The 19246-nt window shown below is 31.0% G+C and carries 18 protein-coding genes; 12 read left to right on the top strand and 6 right to left on the bottom strand.

Going from position 1 to position 19246, the window contains the following annotated elements; translation table 11 throughout:
- Window positions 1-3: 3 nt before the first annotated feature.
- The 4 genes from ftsZ to CKA54_RS02805 all read right to left on the bottom strand — a co-directional run bounded on the left by ftsZ (window position 4) and on the right by CKA54_RS02805 (window position 4632).
- Window positions 4-1110 carry a cell division protein FtsZ gene (ftsZ, locus tag CKA54_RS02820; RefSeq protein ID WP_120759818.1) on the bottom strand — a complete coding sequence of 369 codons (1107 nt, stop codon included), beginning with the start codon at window positions 1108-1110 and terminating at the stop codon, window positions 4-6.
- Between the two features lie 11 nt (window positions 1111-1121).
- Entirely contained in the window at window positions 1122-2498 is a 1377-nt protein-coding gene (gene ftsA / locus CKA54_RS02815; RefSeq protein ID WP_120759816.1) for a cell division protein FtsA, read from the bottom strand.
- A complete protein-coding gene (locus CKA54_RS02810) occupies window positions 2495-3973 on the bottom strand; it encodes a peptidylprolyl isomerase (RefSeq protein WP_120759814.1) in 1479 nt (492 codons plus the stop codon). The genes ftsA and CKA54_RS02810 overlap by 4 nt, the downstream gene beginning before the upstream one ends.
- An 80-nt stretch (window positions 3974-4053) precedes the next feature.
- A complete protein-coding gene (locus CKA54_RS02805; RefSeq protein ID WP_120759812.1) occupies window positions 4054-4632 on the bottom strand; it encodes a class II aldolase and adducin N-terminal domain-containing protein in 579 nt (192 codons plus the stop codon).
- 60 nt (window positions 4633-4692) lie between these two features.
- Here CKA54_RS02805 and rsmH point away from each other — a divergent pair, with 60 nt between their 5' ends.
- On the top strand, window positions 4693-5610 hold the full coding sequence (gene rsmH, locus CKA54_RS02800; protein WP_120759810.1) for a 16S rRNA (cytosine(1402)-N(4))-methyltransferase RsmH: 918 nt from the start codon (window positions 4693-4695) through the stop codon (window positions 5608-5610).
- 3 nt (window positions 5611-5613) lie between these two features.
- Window positions 5614-6546: a hypothetical protein gene (locus tag CKA54_RS07740; RefSeq protein WP_253254848.1), complete on the top strand. Its 933-nt coding sequence runs from the start codon at window positions 5614-5616 to the stop codon at window positions 6544-6546.
- Here CKA54_RS07740 and CKA54_RS02785 read toward each other — a convergent pair.
- Window positions 6543-7034 carry a hypothetical protein gene (locus tag CKA54_RS02785; protein WP_120759808.1) on the bottom strand — a complete coding sequence of 164 codons (492 nt, stop codon included), beginning with the start codon at window positions 7032-7034 and terminating at the stop codon, window positions 6543-6545. The genes CKA54_RS07740 and CKA54_RS02785 overlap by 4 nt on opposite strands.
- A gap of 123 nt (window positions 7035-7157) precedes the next feature.
- Between CKA54_RS02785 and CKA54_RS02780 the strand changes: the two genes are divergently transcribed.
- The 10 genes from CKA54_RS02780 (at window position 7158) to CKA54_RS02735 (ending at window position 17456) form a co-directional block, all read left to right on the top strand.
- Window positions 7158-8135: a glycosyl transferase family 90 gene (locus CKA54_RS02780; protein WP_120759807.1), complete on the top strand. Its 978-nt coding sequence runs from the start codon at window positions 7158-7160 to the stop codon at window positions 8133-8135.
- 11 nt (window positions 8136-8146) lie between these two features.
- A complete protein-coding gene (locus CKA54_RS02775; RefSeq protein WP_120759805.1) occupies window positions 8147-9007 on the top strand; it encodes a D-amino acid aminotransferase in 861 nt (286 codons plus the stop codon).
- 399 nt (window positions 9008-9406) lie between these two features.
- Window positions 9407-11458, top strand: coding sequence for an FTR1 family protein (locus CKA54_RS02770; RefSeq protein ID WP_120759803.1), 2052 nt, complete (start codon window positions 9407-9409; stop codon window positions 11456-11458).
- Window positions 11455-11976 (top strand): ferrirhodotorulic acid transporter, periplasmic binding protein, encoded by a 522-nt coding sequence (locus CKA54_RS02765; protein WP_039664358.1) that lies wholly within the window; start codon window positions 11455-11457, stop codon window positions 11974-11976. Before CKA54_RS02770 ends, CKA54_RS02765 begins: the two co-directional genes overlap by 4 nt.
- Window positions 11977-12052: 76 nt before the next feature.
- On the top strand, window positions 12053-13474 hold the full coding sequence (locus CKA54_RS02760) for a Fe-S-containing protein (RefSeq protein ID WP_120759801.1): 1422 nt from the start codon (window positions 12053-12055) through the stop codon (window positions 13472-13474).
- Complete coding sequence (locus CKA54_RS02755) at window positions 13464-14756, top strand: ABC transporter permease (protein WP_120759800.1); 1293 nt, start codon at window positions 13464-13466, stop codon at window positions 14754-14756. Before CKA54_RS02760 ends, CKA54_RS02755 begins: the two co-directional genes overlap by 11 nt.
- Entirely contained in the window at window positions 14746-15861 is a 1116-nt protein-coding gene (locus CKA54_RS02750; RefSeq protein WP_120759798.1) for an ABC transporter permease, read from the top strand. The genes CKA54_RS02755 and CKA54_RS02750 overlap by 11 nt, the downstream gene beginning before the upstream one ends.
- On the top strand, window positions 15861-16517 hold the full coding sequence (locus tag CKA54_RS02745) for an ABC transporter ATP-binding protein (protein ID WP_120759796.1): 657 nt from the start codon (window positions 15861-15863) through the stop codon (window positions 16515-16517). Before CKA54_RS02750 ends, CKA54_RS02745 begins: the two co-directional genes overlap by 1 nt.
- Window positions 16507-16998 (top strand): TlpA disulfide reductase family protein, encoded by a 492-nt coding sequence (locus CKA54_RS02740; protein ID WP_120759794.1) that lies wholly within the window; start codon window positions 16507-16509, stop codon window positions 16996-16998. The genes CKA54_RS02745 and CKA54_RS02740 overlap by 11 nt, the downstream gene beginning before the upstream one ends.
- Complete coding sequence (locus CKA54_RS02735; RefSeq protein ID WP_172586662.1) at window positions 16989-17456, top strand: TlpA disulfide reductase family protein; 468 nt, start codon at window positions 16989-16991, stop codon at window positions 17454-17456. The genes CKA54_RS02740 and CKA54_RS02735 overlap by 10 nt, the downstream gene beginning before the upstream one ends.
- A gap of 230 nt (window positions 17457-17686) precedes the next feature.
- Here the strand turns inward: CKA54_RS02735 and CKA54_RS07655 are convergent.
- A partial coding sequence (locus tag CKA54_RS07655; RefSeq protein WP_172586661.1) for an autotransporter outer membrane beta-barrel domain-containing protein occupies window positions 17687-19246 on the bottom strand: 1560 nt, incomplete at its 5' end.

Genomic DNA, 19246 nt, shown 5'->3' with positions numbered 1-19246 from the left:
AAATTAATCCATTTGGCGACGTAAGAAAGCAGGTACATCTAGTTGTGAAATAACTTCCTCATCAAAACCACCGCTAGCTTTACGTAAGTTCATATAACTATTTTTTTTACTTTCTTCTTGTTCTTTAGCACTTTCTAATTCTGCCTTGTCTTCAAAACCGGTTGCAATGATAGTTACTTCAACACGATCACCCATGGTTTCATCGGTGGTTGCGCCAAAGATTACTTTTGCGTTTTCATCTGCTATATCACTAATGCTTTGGGTAGCTTGTGAAATTTCAATCAATGAGCATTCAGGGCCAATTTTATAGTGGATAATGACGCCTTTAACACCTTTCATAGTCATACCATCTAGTAAAGGAGATTCTATAGCGCTTGATAAAGCATCCATGATAGCATTTTCACCTTCACCATGGCCTACACCCATTAAAGCTAAACCTCTGTGGCTCATAACTGTTCTAACATCGGCAAAGTCAACGTTAATATCGCCATCTTCTAAAAGGATAGATACCATACCTCTAACAGCTCTAGCTAAAATATCATCAACTAGTTTGAAAGCTTCTTTTATACCTGCTTTTTTTGGAAGTATGCTAAGAAGTTTTTCATTTTGGATTACAATGATAGAATCACTTTCTTTTTTTAATTCAGCCAAGCCAGCTTCAGCTAATTTTTTTCTTTGTTTTCCTTCAAAAGCAAAAGGCATAGTTACAACTGAAACGGTTAATGCACCTACTTCTTTTGCAGCTTGTGCTACAACAGGTGCAGCACCTGTACCAGTTCCACCACCAAGTCCTGCTGAAATAAAAACAATATCGCTTTGACTTAAAGCCGCTTTTACTTCTTCAAAACTTTCTCTAGCGCTTTCTGCTCCAATTTCTGGTTGCATTCCTGCACCTAGACCTTTTGTTTTCTTTTCGCCTAGTTGAATTCTAGTTTTTGCTAAAGATTTTGCTATAGCTTGTGCATCGGTGTTTGCTGAGATAAGATCAAGATCATGTAGACCCATATTTACCATATGGTCTATCATGTTGCCGCCACCGCCACCGCAGCCGATTACTTTTATCTTTGCGCCTTTTGCGTGTTGCATTTCTTCTACTAGATATTCGCTCATTGTATCTCCTATTAGAACTGGTTTATTAATTTATTCCAAAATTTATGCATGAAACCTGATTTTTTATCTTTTTTGGTTTCAACTTTGACTAATTCTGTTTTTTCATCTTCAAATTCTTTTTGATCTTGAAAAATTTCTTCAAAGTCTCTTTCTTCTTCATGATCATCTATGGTGAGATTTTGTTTAATCTGCTTGTTGATAAATTCAGGTTCTCCTTTATATCTTAGTTTTTCATTAGAATCTAACTCATAAGGAGTAAAATGTCCACCACCATACAAACAAAGACCTATAGCACAACTGTTTTCAGCATCTTCAAAAATTTCTTTGAAGCCATCCATAGTATCTTTTTTTGCGGTCGCTATTCTAACAGCTTTATTATCAAAATAAGCTGAAGCAAGCTTGTCAAGTCCTGCAAATTTTGTCATACCACCTGTTAATACTATGCCAGCACCAGCTAAATTGGCACATGCATTATCGCTTAGCATTTTTGCTAAAATAATGATAGTTTCTTCAATTCTTGCGTAAATAACATTAGATATAACTTCAACAGAAACTTCATTTTTTCTTTTTTCATCGCCCATGTACGGAATTTGTATGATGGAATTTTCATTTTGTGCTAATGAAGCATAATCTAGTTTTAATTTTTCTGCTTCTTTTGGTGGGGTATGCAAGGCGATTGATAAGTCGTTGGTGATATTTACTGATCCAATCTGTAAGCATTCATTGTAGCGTATTGAATTGCCTGCGTGAATTACCATATCGCAAACTGCTCCACCCATGTCAATTAAAATAGCACCTAATTCTTTTTCACTATCATCAAAACACGCAATCGATGATGCATAACCTGAAAGGACGATATTGTCAACTCTAAGATCTGCAAGCTCAACAGCTTTTTTTAGGTTTTTTATATGTACTTCCTGAGAGATTACAATATGGGTAGAAACTTCAAGGCGATTTCCGCTCATACCTAAAGGATCTTCAACATGTTCAAGATCATTTACTTTGAAATTATAAGGCAATACATGAATGATCTCATACCCACTAGGTATATTTGCCGTGTGTTTTGCTGTGCTTACAGCTCTGTGAATTTCTTTGATCCCTATTTCATGATTGGGTATATTAACTACACCGATGCTGTCAACACTCTTAGCATATGCTCCTGAAATAGATACGATTACTTTATCATAATGCACACCTGACATCATTTGTGCATCAGCCACAGCTTCTTCTATGGATTTTGAAGCAAGTTCTATATTGGTAATAGCACCTTTTTTTATACCGTTAGATTTTGATTTTCCAAAACCAATAATCTTAAGGCCTTCTTCGCTTTTTTGTGCTAGTATTGCACAAGTTTGTATCGATCCTAAGTCAATTCCTAAAATATTCAATTTATATTTCCTTTATAATAGCGTTGAATTGGATATAATTCTATAAGTTTTTTTAATAATTCTTCCTTAAGCAAGGCTTGTTTTGTTTGTCTTGCACTTTGCTCTATGATAAAGCGATAGATTTCCTCTTTGTTTTTGTTTTCTAAGCTTTGTTTGGTTATCTCATAAACTATTGCTTTATTGTCAAATAAAACATAGGATTTTGCTTTATTTGAATCAAACACATGCATTAAAAATTCGCTAAATTCTGTATCATTCATCATATTGCCAACTTTAGCACCCTTGCTTGAATCGCGACTATAAGTGCCTATGTCTATGCCTTTGAAATTTTCTAAGGCTAATTTAGCTTTTTCTTCTAGTAAAGCTTTGGTTTTTTCTTTGATGTAAAGTTTAGTTACTTCATCTTTTGCCTGCTCAAAGGTCATAGTTTGAATAGGATTGATTTTGATAAGTTTTGCAATCATATAGCCATTTTCAAATTGAAATGGTTTGATAAAATCATTCTCTTTACTTTTTTCTATATTTTCTAAAGGATAGTAAACATCTACATCACTAATGGTAATATTTTTATCAAAACTGAGTTCATTTTTTCTCAAAGCTACATAGCTTTCATTGGCTTTTAATTTTAGCTTAGAAAGCTTTAGATCTTTAATCACCTGTGCTTTACTTTGATCATAGCTTAAGATTTTTCCCGCAAAGTCTTTGTAATTGTTTTTGTTTTCTTCGTAATATGCTTGAATTTCTTTATCATCTACTGTTATTAAGTCAGGTTTTAAAAAATAAGTTGCAAGTTCATAACTTTTTTGTGTTTTGTAAAGTTCTTTATTTTTCTCCCATGTTTGCTTTAATTCTTTTTCATCTATAGCGATATTTTTTTGATCAAGTGTTATAGCTTGAATTTTTAAGCTATCTTGCATTAAAAAGCTTGCGGCAAACATTTCAAGTTCATTGTTTTTGATCTGTAAATTTAAAATCGCATTGATTTTTTTAAGTAGTAACTCATCGTGGATAATTTTCTCATAAGCCTTTGGCGTGTAGTTATTACTTGATAATAGACTATAATAAAGATTTTTGTCAAAAGCACCTGAGGCATTGTGAAAGATTTTTTGATGTGCTAGATCATAAGCAATTTCTTCATCACTTACGCTTAAACCTAGAGTTTTTGCATAAGAAAGCAAGAGTTTTTCTTGTATTAGCTCGTTGATAGCTTGAGTGTCTAAACCATCTTTTTTTGCTTGTTCTTGTGTATAGTTTCCATTATTTAGTTGAGAATAATAATTAAACAATTGAGAATATTTAAGATTAAACTCATCATAGCTTATCTTTTCATCGCCTACTTTTGCCACAGAGTTTGATCTATCGGTGTTAAAATCATAACTTCCCCAACCAACAAAGCCTGCTCCAACAAAAGCAATAACACTAATCCAAATTGTAACAACTAAATATTTTTTATGATGCTGCATCCAAGTGAGCATTTTTACCCCAATCCATTTAATAAATTAAATCACAAATTATAGAAAATTTGTGATTAATAAAAAATTAATTTTATAAATTTTTATGATAAATTTGTTTCAGCAAGGTGGATAATTTTGCAAGAATTTTCTATCACATCTACAATTTTACCAAGTTCATAGCTCGTTCTTCCATAGGCAAATATCCCATAACCCTTTATCACAACAAAATTTTGTTTTTGTTCAAGCATATATCGATAAATTTCAGTTTGAGATCTATCTTCCCAGTCTTCATAATTTTTAGGGTTGTAAACTCGAATTTCTTCTAAAAAGATTTCACCAAAATAATCTTGCGGTGATATAAAATCGTGATTTAAACTCATTGATAAAGTATAAGCAGGACAAGCAAAGCAAACAAATTTAGCCTCAGGTATGTTTTCATAAATGCTTTTATGTATTTCGCAGTCACTACTTGCTTCACTCCAACTATAATCTTTTGCAAATTTTAAAACACTTAAATTTTTATCGCTAAGTTGGTTTAAAAAAGCATCGTTTTTATTGATGATGAAAGAGCTTTGTGAGAGTTTTGCAGAAACAGAGCCATGGCAAATCCCAAAAAAATTTTTCTTAAACATTGATGAGGAAAGTGCTTGAATTTGTGTAATGATATTTTCTTTATTCATTAAAAACCTTGTTTTAAACTTAGCTAAGGTATTATACTAAAAAATTTTAAAAGGTTTATTTTGCAAAGTCCACATATTCCCGTTTTATTACAAGAAGTTTTAGATATTTTTAGTGATTTTGAAAGTGGAGATTTTCTAGACTGCACTTTAGGTTATGCAGGGCATTCTAGAGCGTTATTGCAAGCACATAAGAATTTAAAGCTTTATGCTTGCGACAAAGATATGGAGGCTTTAAGTTTTTCTCAAGAGTTTTTAAAAGATTTTCAAGATAGGGTTTGTTTTAAACATATGGGTTTTAGAGAAGTTTTAAATTCAATACCTACACATAATCTAAGAGGAATTTTAGCAGATATTGGCGTTTCTTCTTTGCAGCTTGATAAAAACGACCGTGGCTTTTCTCTTCAATCTGATTTTTTAGATATGCGAATGGATCAAAATAGAGCTTTAAGTGCCAAGGAAGTGGTAAATTCTTATAGTAAGGAAGAGTTAGAGCGTATTTTTAAAGATTATGGTGATTTGGCACCCGTTGCATCAATGCTTGCTCAAAAAATCATTCAAGCAAGAAGTCAAAAAGAAATTGCAAGTGCAAAAGAGCTGAGCCAGATCATAGGAAAAGCTAAGCTAAAAGGGCGTAATGTTACTTTAGCTTTACTTGTTTTTCAAGCTTTACGTATAGAGGTAAATGATGAGCTAGGAGAGCTAAGAACTTTACTTGAAAACATTGAAAAGGCAAAATTGAAAAATTGTAAGCTTGCCATTATAAGTTTTCACTCTCTAGAAGATAGATTGGTAAAAAATACATTCAAAAGATGGGAGAAAGACTGTATTTGTGATGAAAAAGCCATAAGATGTGAATGTGGTAAAGGGCATAGTCTTGGGAAAATTTTAAGCAAAAAAGCCATAAGTGCGTCTAAAGAAGAAATAAGCTATAATAGTAGGTCAAGTTGTGCAAAAATGAGAATTTTTTATTTTAGGTAGACAATGATTGATGAGGATTTTTTAAAAGAAAAACAAAACATACGTGAAAAAATGCTAAAGTATTCAAGGGCTATTAAAGAAGGTAGACCTTATGAAGAATACGAGCAAAATTTTAATGAAAGCGATCGTATACTTAAAAACCGAATTCATCGTAAAAAACGCCCTAAATTTACGGATTTTGATGAGGAATATATAGAAAAACCTAAAAAACAATCTAGTATTTATTTGAAAGAAGATTTGATCAATGTAAAATTAGAAGAAAGAAAACCTTTTAAAATACAACTTAATTTTTTTAAAAAACAAAAAGAAAAATTTGATAAAAAAAATGAAAAAACTCCCAAAACAGTAAAAAATCCTAAAACCACTCAAGAGACCAAGAAGGTAGAAAAAAGCCAAAAAGAACAAACGAAAAAAAAAGAATCCATACAAATATCTCAAATTATTGCCAAAGGCAACACTTATGTTAGTTTAAAATTTCAAGATTTAAAAGAAAAAAGAAAAGAAAAAAATAAACTCAAACAAGAAGCAAAAGAGCAAAAAAAAATAGAATATGAAAGAATCAAAAAAGCACAAGAAGAATTAAGAGAAAAAGAAAGACTTGCCAAAGAAGAGCAAAGAATTTTAGAGGAAAAAGTAAGACTTGAGGAAAATCAAGAATACAACCAAGAAGACAAATACGAGCTTTTAGATAGTATAGTTAGCGAAGAAAACAAAAATTTAACCCCTAAAAATTTACTCTATGTTGGATTAATGATAGCTTTTGCCTTGCTTGTGTTTTTTCCGCAAATTTATATTAGAAATCAAATTTATTATATTAGTAGAGATATCGCTGACTTAAGATCACAAGAGCTTGTTTTAGATGAGGAAAATAAAGAACTCCAAAGACAGCTTGAAGCGCTTTATTTCCAAAATCAGGTTTTGGATTTTCTTGATTAGTTTTGCGTTTGAATGATTTTTTCTAAAACGTATTGTTCGAGTTGATTTTTTGGAATTTCTTCCTTGATGGCTTGATTGTAAATATTTTCCGCTATTTTGGAGTATTTTTCATATGCAAAATACGGAAAATGCAAAGCCCATGCTTTTTTTAATAATCTTTTGCTGATGATTTTTCTTGTATAAATTTTAAAAATATCATAACCTATAAAAATACATGCAGTCACTAAAACAGCACTTAAAATACTAATATGAAAATCAATAATAGTTAAAAAATAATGTGTAATGATCAACATAGGTACTAAAATCGCAATACAAAAAAGAGTATAAATAAGGTAAGAATTAAAAACCCTAAATTTAAAATTTAACTTTGCTGGATCGACCATCATACCTTCATTTAATAAAGCATTAGCTTCAAGCAGGTCTTTTAGATTGACTGGTTGGTTTGAAACTTTAAAAATAAATTTTAAAATAAATTCTTGAATTTTCATTGTTTTACCTATTTTTGATATTTTTGTGATTTTAACATTTTTGTTTTTAAATAAACTAAATTTTAAGTCTTGTAAATGAAATCTTGTGTTAAAATTTATCTTATTTTGTAATGAAAGAGTAAAATGGCAGATTCTAGATTGATGATGAATGTTAAGGGTATTGCTAAAAGTTTTATACCTAGAAGAATTTATCAAAATCAGCTTAGCAATATTTTCAATGAAATATTAAAATCAAAACATTTAGATCATATTATCAGCCGTGTGAATTATTATAATTTACAAAATGATTTTTTTGATATAAAAAGTTTAGATTGCTATGAAAAAATAGGCAAATTACCTTTTAAAAAAACTTCTTATGCTTATGATGCTTATGCGATTAGTAAGTATTATGATGATGATTTATTATGGATTAAAGGTTTTGGTGATATTAGTTATAACCTTAAATACCCAAGCATAGCTAAATCAAGACCTATTAAAGAAGGTTGTAATAATATCATCTTAAAATTAGATAAAAATAGACATTTTGATTTTATACAAGATCAGTATGTTTTTGAAGATAAAAAAGATCTTCTTTTTTTCAGAGGTGCGATCTATCAACCACATCGTATTCGTTTTTTTGAAAAGTACTTCAATCACAATCGTTGTGATATTGCTCACGTTGGGGATAGAAAAATTCATGCAGAAAAGTGGATAAAAAATTTAAACTTTAAAATCAGCAGGTCTTATCAAACCCAATTTAAATTTTTACTTTCTTTGGAGGGTAATGATGTAGCTAGTAATCTAAAATGGGCCATGAAGACTAATTCCTTGGTCTTAGCACCAAAAATGCGCTATGAAACATGGTTTATGGAAGGTAGATTGGTTCCAAATGAACATTTTGCCTTAATTGATGATGATTATGAAAATGTAGAGGCTTTGATGGATTATTATCTAAGTTATCCAAATCAAGCAAAAGAAATCATACAAAATGCCCATGCTTACATAGAGCAATTTTTAGATGAGAAATTAGAATTTTATATAGGCATTTTGGTTTTGGCGAAATATTTTTATTACTCAAATCAAATCACTTTGCCACAGGCTATTGTGGATTTATTTGACTAAAAGGAGAACTGATGCAAGAAAAAGAGATTGTTTTTTTAAATGGCGAGTTTTTAAAGGCTAATGAAGCCAAGGTCAGCATTTTTGATCGGGGTTTTATCTTTGGAGATGGAATTTATGAGGTGGTTCCTGTAGTAAATGCAAAAATAGCAGATAAGGAAGAATTTTGGGAGCGTTTTGAACGTAGTTTGGCGCAAATTGATCTTAAAATACCTTATACAAAAGAAGAATTTGAAGCCATTTTAACACAACTAATAACAAGCAATTTGCTTCAAGAAGGTGGAGTTTATATGCAAGTTACTAGAGGGGTTGGTAGTAGAAATTTTGCACTTTTAAAAGGTTTAGAGCCTACTATCATGGCTTTTGCTTTTGAAAGTAAAGTGCTAGATCATGAATTAGCTAAAAATGGAGTAAATATTATCTCTACGGTTGATTTAAGATGGAAAAGAAGAGATATTAAGTCTATATCTTTATTAGCACAGTGTCTTGCAAAAGAAGAAGCGGTAAAAGCCAAAGCTTTTGAAGCATTTATGGTGGAAAATTCTTTCGTTACTGAAGCTTCGAGTAGTTCAGCTTTTATTATTAAAAATGATACTTTGATCACCAAGCCTTTTTCAAATGAAATCTTACCAGGGATTCGTCGTAAAAATATTTTAAAATTTGCAAAAGAATTGGGTCTTAAAATAGAACAAAGAGCTTTTAATATGAAAGAAGTATATGAAGCAGATGAAGTGTTTATCTCTGCGGCTACTTTTTTGATTTTAGGTGTTGTGAAAGCAGATAGCAAAGTCATAAAAGATGGTAAAGTCGGATTTTATACTCAAAAATTAAGGGAAAAATATATTGAAAAAATTCAAAATGAAGTAATGTTATAAAATTTACATCAGTTCTTTTTTTGTTAGACTGGCTTATTTTAGATAGTATTTTATTTCAAAATAAGCCCTAAGCAGTTTTGCACACACAAACTCATCTAAACTCCCATAAGAAATTTCTAAAATCATTTTTGAAAATAAAAATAATAAAAACTAAGGTATAAAAGTTGTTTTTATGATAAAAATAAATAAAAAATAAATAAATAAGATTAAAATAATAATTTTTTATTTTATTTTGTACATAAAAACATTTTTTTGCAGTAAATTTAATCTTTTCTCTAGGAAATAAATAATGATAATGTTTATCTAAAATTAAGAAAGGGGGTACTATACTTCTAACTATGATTTTAAAAATGAATATCAATTCGGAGTAAAATAGTGTTTAAAAAAATAAGTATATTGATGATTTTTTTATTTTGTTCTATTGTATATGCTAGAGAAATTGACTATCAAAAAGAAGCTCAGGCGATTAAGCAAATTTTAGATGAAAGTGTGCTTTTATACAAAGAAAATAAAAATTTAGAAGCAAAAAAGAAAGCTGAAGATGCTTACTTTCAGCATTTTGAAACTATGGAGGGTTCTATAGGACGTAATGTTGGAAGAAAAGTTATTGTAATGGAGCGTAAATTTGTCAACTTAAGAAAAATGTATAAAGATAAAGAAGATTTTTCTAAGATTGAAGCATTAATTAGTAGTTTGTATTTTGACTTAGATGAAGTTGTGCCTATTTTAGAGAAGGGTTTTCAACTTAAAGCTGAAGCAAGCGATGTAAATTATGACAAAAAAGCGGCTGAGGATTCATCTTTAAAAGCAGAAAAAGCACGCCAAGCGCAAGCAGAAGCGATGTTTGCTGCATTGCTTGGAGAGAAGGTTGAAGGTCAAGCTACACAAAGTTCGCAAGCAAGTAGTACAAATTCTCAAGAACAAAATGCTAATGATGATACTTTATTAGCATTGCAAGAAGCTTCTGCTATGGATGCAAGATTGCAATTTTTGATGGATTCGATGATTTCTAAATTAGATCAGGCTGCATTAGCTTTTATCAACAAAGATAATCAAAAAGCTAAAGACTTGATCCAATCTGCTTTGTTTGATGATTATAGAAATTCTAAAGTTGAGGTTTTAGTTGCAAGATACACCAAAGCAGGTATTGATAAAAAAATTCAAACCAAACTTCGAACGATCATTAGACAAATCAATGCTAATACCTTAAACGAAAAAACCATAAGAGATGAAATTTCAACTATATCAGATTTACTTTATGAAGCCTTTTTGGATCTTCCTAAAGAAGAATTAGCTTTACTTCAAGTAAAAGGTTTTGATGATAGTAGTGTTAGTACGAAAAATTATACCAAAGTGCATGATGATATCAAAATAGCACTCAATAATATCTTGCAAAATTATGAAGGATTTAGCTTAAATAGCATAGATGCTTTACAAAATGTGTATTTGGATATTTTTGAAGCAAGTGGTATGGAAAGCAAAATTGGTGCGATCGATAGCGCTTTAAAATTAAAAATAGAAAGTTATTTTTCAAAAGGCGTTGCTTTGATTAAAGCGAGTGCTTCTAAGGAAGAATTAAAACAAAATTTTGATGAATTAAGTGCGTTGATAGAAGGATCATTAGATAAAATTCAAGAATCATCGCCTATGTCGTTGTTTATATGGGCTTTGGGTATTATCTTAAGAGAAGGCTTGGAAGCTTTAATTATCATCGTGGCCATTGTTTCTTATCTAGTTCAAAGTGGCAATAAAAAGCGTTTAAGTATAGTGTATTCAGCACTTTGGAGCGGAGTGTTTTTAAGTTTTGTGACAGCATTTTTTATATCATGGATTTTCAAAGAACAAGCTGGACAAAGTAGAGAATTACTAGAAGGTATCACCATGCTTGTTGCAGTGGCGTTGCTTTTTTATGTTGGTTTTTGGCTTTTATCAAATGCACAAAATAAAAAATGGGCAAACTATGTTAAAACCCAAGCAGTGGAAGCCATCTCGAATAATTCAGCAAAAACACTATGGTTTAGTGTGTTTTTAGCTGTATACAGAGAAGGTGCTGAAACTATTCTTTTTTATCAAGCATTGTTGTTTGATGCAAAAACAAGCATAGATTATAGTTTTATATTTATAGGTTTAGGTAGCGGTTTAGTTATACTTGTCATACTTTATTATTTATTAAAAGCTGGTGCGTTAAAAATACCAGTAAAACAATTTTTCTATATTACTTCATATATTATATTTTATATGGTTTTTGTCTTTACGGGCAAAGGCATCGGTGAACTTATAGAGGCTAAGGTTATCACCCCAAGCTTACTTCCTTTTGATTTTGAAGGAATTTTATGGCTTGGAATTTATCCTTACTATGAGAGCATCATACCACAGTTTATGGTTTTAATCTTACTCGTTATGGGTATTTTTATAACAAAGCAAATTTCAAATAAAAAGGGGAAAATATGAAAAAAACTTTATTAAGTTTAGGTGCAGCAGCGAGCATTTTAGCTAGCTCGGTTTTTGCAGCAGAGGTGCCAATTGGTGATCCATATGAGTTAAATGGCATGGAGATTGCAGCGGTTTATTTACAACCAATCGAAATGGAACCAAGAGGAATTGATCTTGCAGCAAGTTTGGCAGATATCCACCTTGAAGCAGACATCCATGCATTAAAAGGCAATAAAAACGGTTTTCCGGAAGGATTTTGGATCCCTTATTTATCTGTTGCATACAAACTTACTAACCTTGACAATGGTAAAGTAAAAACAGGAACACTTATGCCTATGGTAGCAGATGATGGCCCTCACTATGGTGCTAACATTAAAATGGATACAGGTATAGGAAATTATGAGTTGGTATTTTTGATTGAAAATCCAGAAAAACAAGGTTTTGGACGCCATGTTGATAAAGAAACAGGTGTTGGTAAATGGTTTGAGCCATTTTCAGTTAAATATAACTTCAAATACACAGGTAAACCAAAGTGATTTTTCCCTAGCTTTTGCTAGGGTTTATTTATGAAATTATTGATTTTATAAATAAATTCTATCAAAAGAAGAGCCTATGTCGATTTATTTTGTACATTTTTTTGGAGTTTTCTTCTCCTATGCACTTTTGAGTGCTTTATTTTTTTACAATCTAAAAAATTCTTTTGTGTTTAAACTCGCTTTTGTGGGTTTTGTTTTTTCTTATTTTGCTTTTTTTATTAGTTCTAAGACACTTCAATACGATCTATTGTTTTTTTTCAATAACATCTTGTTTGTTTTCGTATTTTTAGTGTTACTTGTTTTAGTTTATATGCAAAATAACATCATAAAAGAAAAAATTCAAAGCGTATTGGTGTTTTTACTATCCTTTGCTTTTGGTGTGAAGTATTTGCATGTTTCGGTGGATTTTCCTATATTAAGCACTAATTTTTTAGATTCTTTAGCGATTAGTTCTTTTGGATTTATTTTGCTTGCTTTTGTGATATGTCTTGGAGTTTACCTTTATATAAGATGGCTAAGAGAATTTAAATTTAAATTTTTAAATATACTTTTATGTGTTATTGTGATTTTTTATCTAAATGAAGCTTTGGTGCAAATTGTATTACATCTTATGAGAGAAGGTGCGATAGAAACCGAAAGCTTGTACTTAAGCTATGTAGCAAAAAGCGTGTATTATGTTAAATTTTATCCTTATGTGTGGTTTTTCTTTTTAGGATGGAGTATTATTTTAGCACTTAAACAAAGAGTAAGTGAGAATGTTAAAAGAAAAGATTTTGATATAGAATTTAGAAAAAATCATGCTAAAAATTCAACCATTACTAACTTTAGTGCAAGTGTTTTTAGTGCCATGGTTTTAAGCCTTTGTATTTGTCTTTTTTATGACTTGCATGCTTCCAAGCCAATCACCATAGATGAGCCAACCTATGTAGAACCAGATGAAAATGATGAATTTGTTTTTGATGTAGCGATCTTAAGGGACAACAACTTGCACCGTTTTGCTTATATTAGCGATGAGGGGAAAGTGGTAAGATTTTTCTTGATTAATAAAAGAGAGGACAAAGATTCTCCGGTAGCGGTTTTTGACGCTTGCAGTATATGTGGTGATATGGGTTATGTTAAAAGAGGTGGAGAGTTAATTTGTATTTCGTGTAATGTGAGAATTTTCCTGCCAAGTGTGGGCAAAGCAGGCGGATGTAATCCTATCCCAATGAAATATAAATTTGAAAATGGTAAAGTCATCATACCTTTTTCAGAAATTTTAGATGGTGTAAATTTCTTTACTCAAGTGGTAGAAAAGAAAGTTTATGATCCTATCGATCATACAGAACTTATCAACCTTAAAGCACCAAGGTCTTATGTATATAAAGGAAGAACATATTTCTTTGCGAATGAAAAAAACTACGAAGAATTTAAAAACGATCCTTTAAAATACATTGATACCAATAAAACCTCAAAATATAGAATTCATAATTTATTAGGAAACAACTATGCAAGTTAAGATCGTAAAAAATTCCATTTTTCAAAATAAAATTCAAAAATCCTTGGCCTTGCTAACGATTTTTTTAGCTACTTTGCTTATGGCTACAATGTTAAATCTTACTTTAGGTATAGGCAATGAGATTACAAAAGAACTAAGAAGTTATGGATCAAACATCTTGGTTTTACCTAAAGGTGCGAGTTTGAGCGTGGAAGTAGGTAATAAAATCTACGAACCTTTAAAAAATCAAAATTTTTTAGAAGAAAACAAGCTTCATACTATTAAAGAAATTTTTTGGAGAAACAATATCAACGCCTTTGCACCATTTTTAGATACACAGGTAAAAATTCAAACTCCAAGCGCAAGTTATGAAAATATAGCCTTAGTAGGGACGTATTTTGATAAAGCCATAAAAGTCCAAGATGACGATGATTTTTATGCAGGGATTAAAGAGCTTTATAAATATAGCAAGATAGAAGGAAACTACCCAAAAGATGATAGCTTGGATGAAGTAATGCTGGGAAAAGACTTGGCACAAAAATATCATTTAAAAATTAATGATGAAATTCAAGTCATACAAAATGACCAAAATTTTAAAGTAAAAATTGTCGGTATAGTGGACTTAACTCAGGCTTTTTCGAATAAGCTTATCACTTCTTTGCTTTTGGCACAAAAACTTTCCAAAAAAGAAGGTTTGTTTGCTAAAGCAGAAGTTTCAGCGCTAACTATACCTGAAAATGATTTAGCACAAAAAGCAAGACGTGATGTAGATAGTCTTGATCAACTTGAATATGATCAGTGGTATTGTACTGCTTATGTAAGTTCAATCGCTTATCAAATTGCAGAAGATTTCAAAGGCGCTAGCACAAAAGTTGTAAGTGCGATTTCGGATGCAGAAAGCTTAATAGTATCAAAAATTCAATCTCTAATGGCTGTGGTTAGTATTATATGTCTAGTTGTGGCTTCTATAGCTATTTCTTCTTTAATGAGTGCGGATATTTTTAGAAGAAGAAGCGAAATAGGGCTTTTAAAAGCTTTGGGTGCAAGTACTTTACAAATTTATATGATTTTTGCATTAGAAGGGGTTGTAGTGGCTTTGGTTGGAGCTGTTTTGGGTTTTGCTTTTGGTATAGCTATGTCAGAGATTATCGCTTTGAGTATATTTGATCATACTATTGCGCTTTCTTGGATCATCTTGCCGATTTGTTTATTTTTTGCAGTGCTTATAGTATTTTTAGGGTGCTTGTTCTCGATTAAGGGCATTTCTAAACTTTCTACTTCAGAGGTTTTATATGGGAAGTAATTTTTTTATACAAGAGGTTTTTAAATCTCTTATTTTTTCTTACAAAAGAGTTTGTGTTATTTTTATAGCAGTGTTTATGGGTGCCATGGTAAGTGCTTCGTTTTTTAATATTTATTTTGATATCGATACTAAATTATCTAAAGAATTAAAAGCCTATGGTGCGAATTTTATTATCACACCCAAAGATGATGAGTTTTTAAGTGTGCAAGATTTTAATCAAGTTAAAGAAAATTTAAAAGCAAAAGCTTTAACCCCATTTTTATATGGTTTTTACAATCTTGAAAGCTCTAGTGCGGTAGTAGTTGGAGTTGATTTTGCCAATTTAAAGCTTACCAAGCCTTTTATGGAGGTTTTGCAGGGTAGCTTTTCTTTAAGTGATTTTAGCGAAGATAGTGCTTTTGTGGGAGCAGATTTAGCAAAGCAACTTGAACTTAAAATAGGACAAGAATTGCAAATTTACAATCCAAGCATTTCTAAAATAGCCAAAGTTAAAATCAAAGCTATTTTAAGAAGTAACGATGAGCAAGATGGTGTTTTGATCATCTCTTTGAAAAAAGCCCAAGAGTTAGCTGATAAAGAAGTAGTTAATTATGCTCAGGCTATTTTACTAGGTGATTATGAAAGTTTAGATCAAAAAGCAAAAGAACTTAGCAAGGGCAATATAGAAGCAAAAGTGATTGCTTCGGTGTCTATTAGCGAGGGTGTTATTTTGGAAAAGATTAAAGCTTTGATGGCTTTGATTAGCTTAACGATTTTACTCATTAGTTCTTTGAGTGTAAACACCACTCTTAGTGCGGTAATTTTTTCAAGAAAAAAAGAAATAGCTTTGCACCTTGCACTAGGAGCTAAACATAAAGAGATTATCAAGCTTTTTGGGGCCGAGGTGTTTATTTTGAGTTTAAGTGCAAGTTTACTTGGTGCTTTTTGTGGGTATTTTTTAGCTAATATTTTTGGGTATTTGATTTTTAATGCAAGTATAGATTTTAGACTGCTTTCGGTGTTTTTTGCAGTACTTGTTTCTTTGATATTTGCATTTTTTGCGAGTTTTTTACCGTTAAAAAAAGCTTTAAAAATCAATGTTTGTGAAAATTTAAAGGGTGAGTGATGAAAAATATTATAAAAATTTCAAATTTAAATCGTAATTTCAATGAAGTTAAAGCTTTGCAAGATATCAACTTAGAAGTAAAGCAAGGCGAGTGGCTAGCTATCATGGGTCCATCAGGTTCTGGTAAATCTACGCTTTTGAATATACTTTCTTTGATGGATGCTCAAAGTAGTGGGGAGTATTTTTTAGATGATAAAGAAGTCGGAAATTTAAGCGAAGAAGAAAAAAGTGTAATTAGAAGAGAGAAGATAGGTTTGATTTTTCAACAGTTTCATTTAATACCTTATTTAAATGCCTTAGAAAATGTCATGCTAGCACAATTTTACCATTCAAGTATAGAGCAAAAAGACGCCATAATGGCGCTAGAAAAAGTAGGTCTTTCTCATAGACTTACGCATTTGCCTAGTCAGTTAAGTGGCGGGGAGCAGCAAAGACTATGTATAGCAAGAGCTTTAGTGAATGATCCTGAAATTCTACTCGCAGATGAACCTACGGGAAATTTAGATGAAGCAAATGAAAAAAATATCTTAGATCTTTTTTGCAAATTAAAGCAAGATGGTAAAACTATAGTTTTAATCACTCATAATCCCGACTTAGCAACCTTTGCTGATAGAACGATCATTTTAAGCCATGGGGTAATGAAAAGTGAAAATTAAAATTTTAATCTTAGCTTGTTTATGCAGTATATTTTTAAGTGCTTGTTTTGAAAACAATAATAAAAATGGTGGTAAAATAGGTCTAAAAGCACCAGAAATCGCAGCTAAAAATTTAGCTGGAGAAAAAGTTAAATTAGCTGATTTTGATAATCTTATTGTTTTAACTTTTGTGGAGCAAGGTTGTGCATCTTGTCTGAAAGATTTACCACTTTTGGAAAAATTAGCCAATGAGTATCCTAAAAAAATGACTATTTTAGCACTAGATTCTATAGACAAGGGTAAAGATTTTGAAGAATTTGCTACAAAATATGAATATAAAAATATCACATTTTTGCAAGATGATTTAGATATATCATGGCAAAGATTTAGCGTTTTTGCCGTGCCAACAACTTTTGTCATTAAAGATGGTGTTGTGCAAGATAAAATCATAGGAGAAAAGCCATGGTCGCAGTTAAAAGCTTCTATTGCTTCTTGGCTTTAATAAGCGTTTTTTTTCTTAGCGCATGTTCAAATAACGAATTTCAAACTTTAAATTCAAAACAAAATTATATTTTTGACTATGATGGTTTTGAAAAAACCTTAAAAATTCAAAATTCTAACCATGCTTATGCTTTATTTTTTTTCACGCAAGATTGTGGTGCATGCAATGCGCAAATTCCTATGCTTAATGAGCTTTATAAAGAAAAAAAATTTCCTATTTTGGCGGTTTTAAGTGGAGTTAGGTCTAAAACACAAGCACAAAATGTTATTGAGTTAAAAAAACTTGACTTGCCTCTTGTTTATGAAGCAAAAGCTAGTTCGTTTTTGTCTAAAGCAGTGGGTGGGATCTATGGTGTACCTGTGATAGTTTTTTTTGATGAAAAAGGCAATATGAATGAAAAATTCATCGGACTTACCCCTAAAAGTGTTTTAGAAAATAAGATCAAAATTTTAAACTAACCCCACCCAACTCCCCAGAGTTTGCTAATAAGCATTAAGCTTTTTAGCTTAATGTTATTAGAGAGTTTGCCTAATAAGGAGTTTGGTATTTATATACCATTACACACTTGTATTCTTGATTAACGTGCTTTTGTTTGTTGTTGTTTGTTTGTTGTCTATAATTATTTCAAGCAAACTCTGGGCAATTGAGTTTAGTTTCACACTAACTATCATAGTTAGTGTGAAAAAACTTACCACCATAAACCTAGTTTTAAAAACATCGTATGTGAACTAGTATCATCAAAGGTAAATGCACCTGCATAATTGAGTGATAAGTCAGCATTATGTGCTATAGCATAAGAAAGACCTAATTGTCCAAACCCATAATACTTTGAAGTTTCTACTTTTGCACTAAGATGATTAGTGCCTAGTTTTAAATTTCCTTTTGCATCATTGTATAAGTTTACAATAGCTCCCATAGTAAGATTGGTTCTTAATTTATCACTCCATGGTTTATACCATTTTAAAGCAGCACTTGCATCAATAAAATTAAACTGTTCTGCTAGGTAGTGTTCTTTTGTTCCACCTAAGTGATAAAGAGAAAAGTTTTTATTACTCATACCATAATAACTAAGACCAAGCTCAGGAGAAATTCTTGCAATATCTAAAGTATTATAATAATTTGCACCTAGTTTAATTTCTGCTCCATAACCATATACCTTAGTATCACTTTCTACACTAACAGGTAAGCTTTGATAGCTTTTTTCTATATCACTTTGAGTATAATCTAAGATTGTTCTAGCACTAAGATAGTATTGATTAATCCCATCTCTTGCTAATACTCCATAATAAGTTAAACCACCATAGTATGTTTTATCATCAAATCTTAGTCTTTGTCTAGCTTGTTCTTTTTTACTATCTTCATATCCTAGATAAAAACCTATCACACCATAGTCTTTAGGTAGTTCTCTTTGAGAACCTCCTATTAAACCACTAGTATTAACCTTTAAATGACCTGTTGTTTTTCCTATCTTGATATTAGAGTGATTATAATAAGGCAATAAGAAAGTATGGTTTTTTGCATGTGGGTTTTTATTAGGAATGAAGATGTCTTCTAATTCTGCTAATAAGTCTGCATCATTACCATAAGCTTCACCTTGTTTAGATAATTGCATATTTAATGCTTGAGAGAATTCTGTTTGGAAGTTTTGAGAGGTGATGTCTCTTAACATATTAGAGATATTAATCGCTCTTAATCTTGAAGCATATACCATAGACTTTGCTAGGGTTTTACCACTAAGTTCTTTAGTATCTACTACGGCTGCATATTGACCCTTACCTACATTCACAAAGTTATAAATTCCACTAATGCTATGGATATTGCTTGCATCTACACCTGCACCATTGTTAGTTTCATTTCCTTGGCTATTTCCGTTTTTATCTGCAAAGAAAGTATTACTATCATAGATTTGATTTAATACTAAATCTTTAGTATTAACATAAATATTATCTGCATAAATACCACCTAGATTATCTCCACCTATGATGATAGAATTTTCTAATCTTTGGTTATTATCTTTAGTATATTCTAAAGCATTAAAATACCAACCATCTATGCTAATTTTACCCTTATTATTGTTTTCTAATTGGTAGCCATTGTTATTTTTACCAATAAAGCCATTATTATATTCACTTGCTTTTTTAAAGCTTGGAGTAAAATTAGAACTAAGTGTAATAGTACCTGTATTTGTAATACCATTGTGTATGCTACCATGATTGATGATATTCATAGAGCCTTCGTTGTTAATGCC

The sequence above is a fragment of the Campylobacter sp. P255 genome, assembly GCF_003627915.1.
In the GTDB taxonomy this organism is placed as follows: domain Bacteria; phylum Campylobacterota; class Campylobacteria; order Campylobacterales; family Campylobacteraceae; genus Campylobacter_D.
This window is presented reverse-complemented; position numbering and strand designations above follow the sequence as displayed.

What these genes read in the sequence shown, in the direction of transcription:
- CKA54_RS02745 (WP_120759796.1), top strand. Translation starts at nt 15,861, where the DNA reads ATGAAAAATATTATAAAAATTTCAAATTTAAATCGTAATTTCAATGAA.
- CKA54_RS02765 (WP_039664358.1), top strand. Translation starts at nt 11,455, where the DNA reads ATGAAAAAAACTTTATTAAGTTTAGGTGCAGCAGCGAGCATTTTAGCT.
- CKA54_RS02805 (WP_120759812.1), bottom strand. Translation starts at nt 4,632, where the DNA reads ATGAATAAAGAAAATATCATTACACAAATTCAAGCACTTTCCTCATCA.
- CKA54_RS02760 (WP_120759801.1), top strand. Translation starts at nt 12,053, where the DNA reads ATGTCGATTTATTTTGTACATTTTTTTGGAGTTTTCTTCTCCTATGCA.
- CKA54_RS02750 (WP_120759798.1), top strand. Translation starts at nt 14,746, where the DNA reads ATGGGAAGTAATTTTTTTATACAAGAGGTTTTTAAATCTCTTATTTTT.
- CKA54_RS02755 (WP_120759800.1), top strand. Translation starts at nt 13,464, where the DNA reads ATGCAAGTTAAGATCGTAAAAAATTCCATTTTTCAAAATAAAATTCAA.
- CKA54_RS02780 (WP_120759807.1), top strand. Translation starts at nt 7,158, where the DNA reads ATGGCAGATTCTAGATTGATGATGAATGTTAAGGGTATTGCTAAAAGT.
- CKA54_RS02810 (WP_120759814.1), bottom strand. Translation starts at nt 3,973, where the DNA reads ATGCTCACTTGGATGCAGCATCATAAAAAATATTTAGTTGTTACAATT.
- CKA54_RS02770 (WP_120759803.1), top strand. Translation starts at nt 9,407, where the DNA reads ATGATTTTTTTATTTTGTTCTATTGTATATGCTAGAGAAATTGACTAT.
- CKA54_RS07740 (WP_253254848.1), top strand. Translation starts at nt 5,614, where the DNA reads ATGATTGATGAGGATTTTTTAAAAGAAAAACAAAACATACGTGAAAAA.
- ftsZ (WP_120759818.1), bottom strand. Translation starts at nt 1,110, where the DNA reads ATGAGCGAATATCTAGTAGAAGAAATGCAACACGCAAAAGGCGCAAAG.
- CKA54_RS02785 (WP_120759808.1), bottom strand. Translation starts at nt 7,034, where the DNA reads ATGAAAATTCAAGAATTTATTTTAAAATTTATTTTTAAAGTTTCAAAC.
- CKA54_RS02775 (WP_120759805.1), top strand. Translation starts at nt 8,147, where the DNA reads ATGCAAGAAAAAGAGATTGTTTTTTTAAATGGCGAGTTTTTAAAGGCT.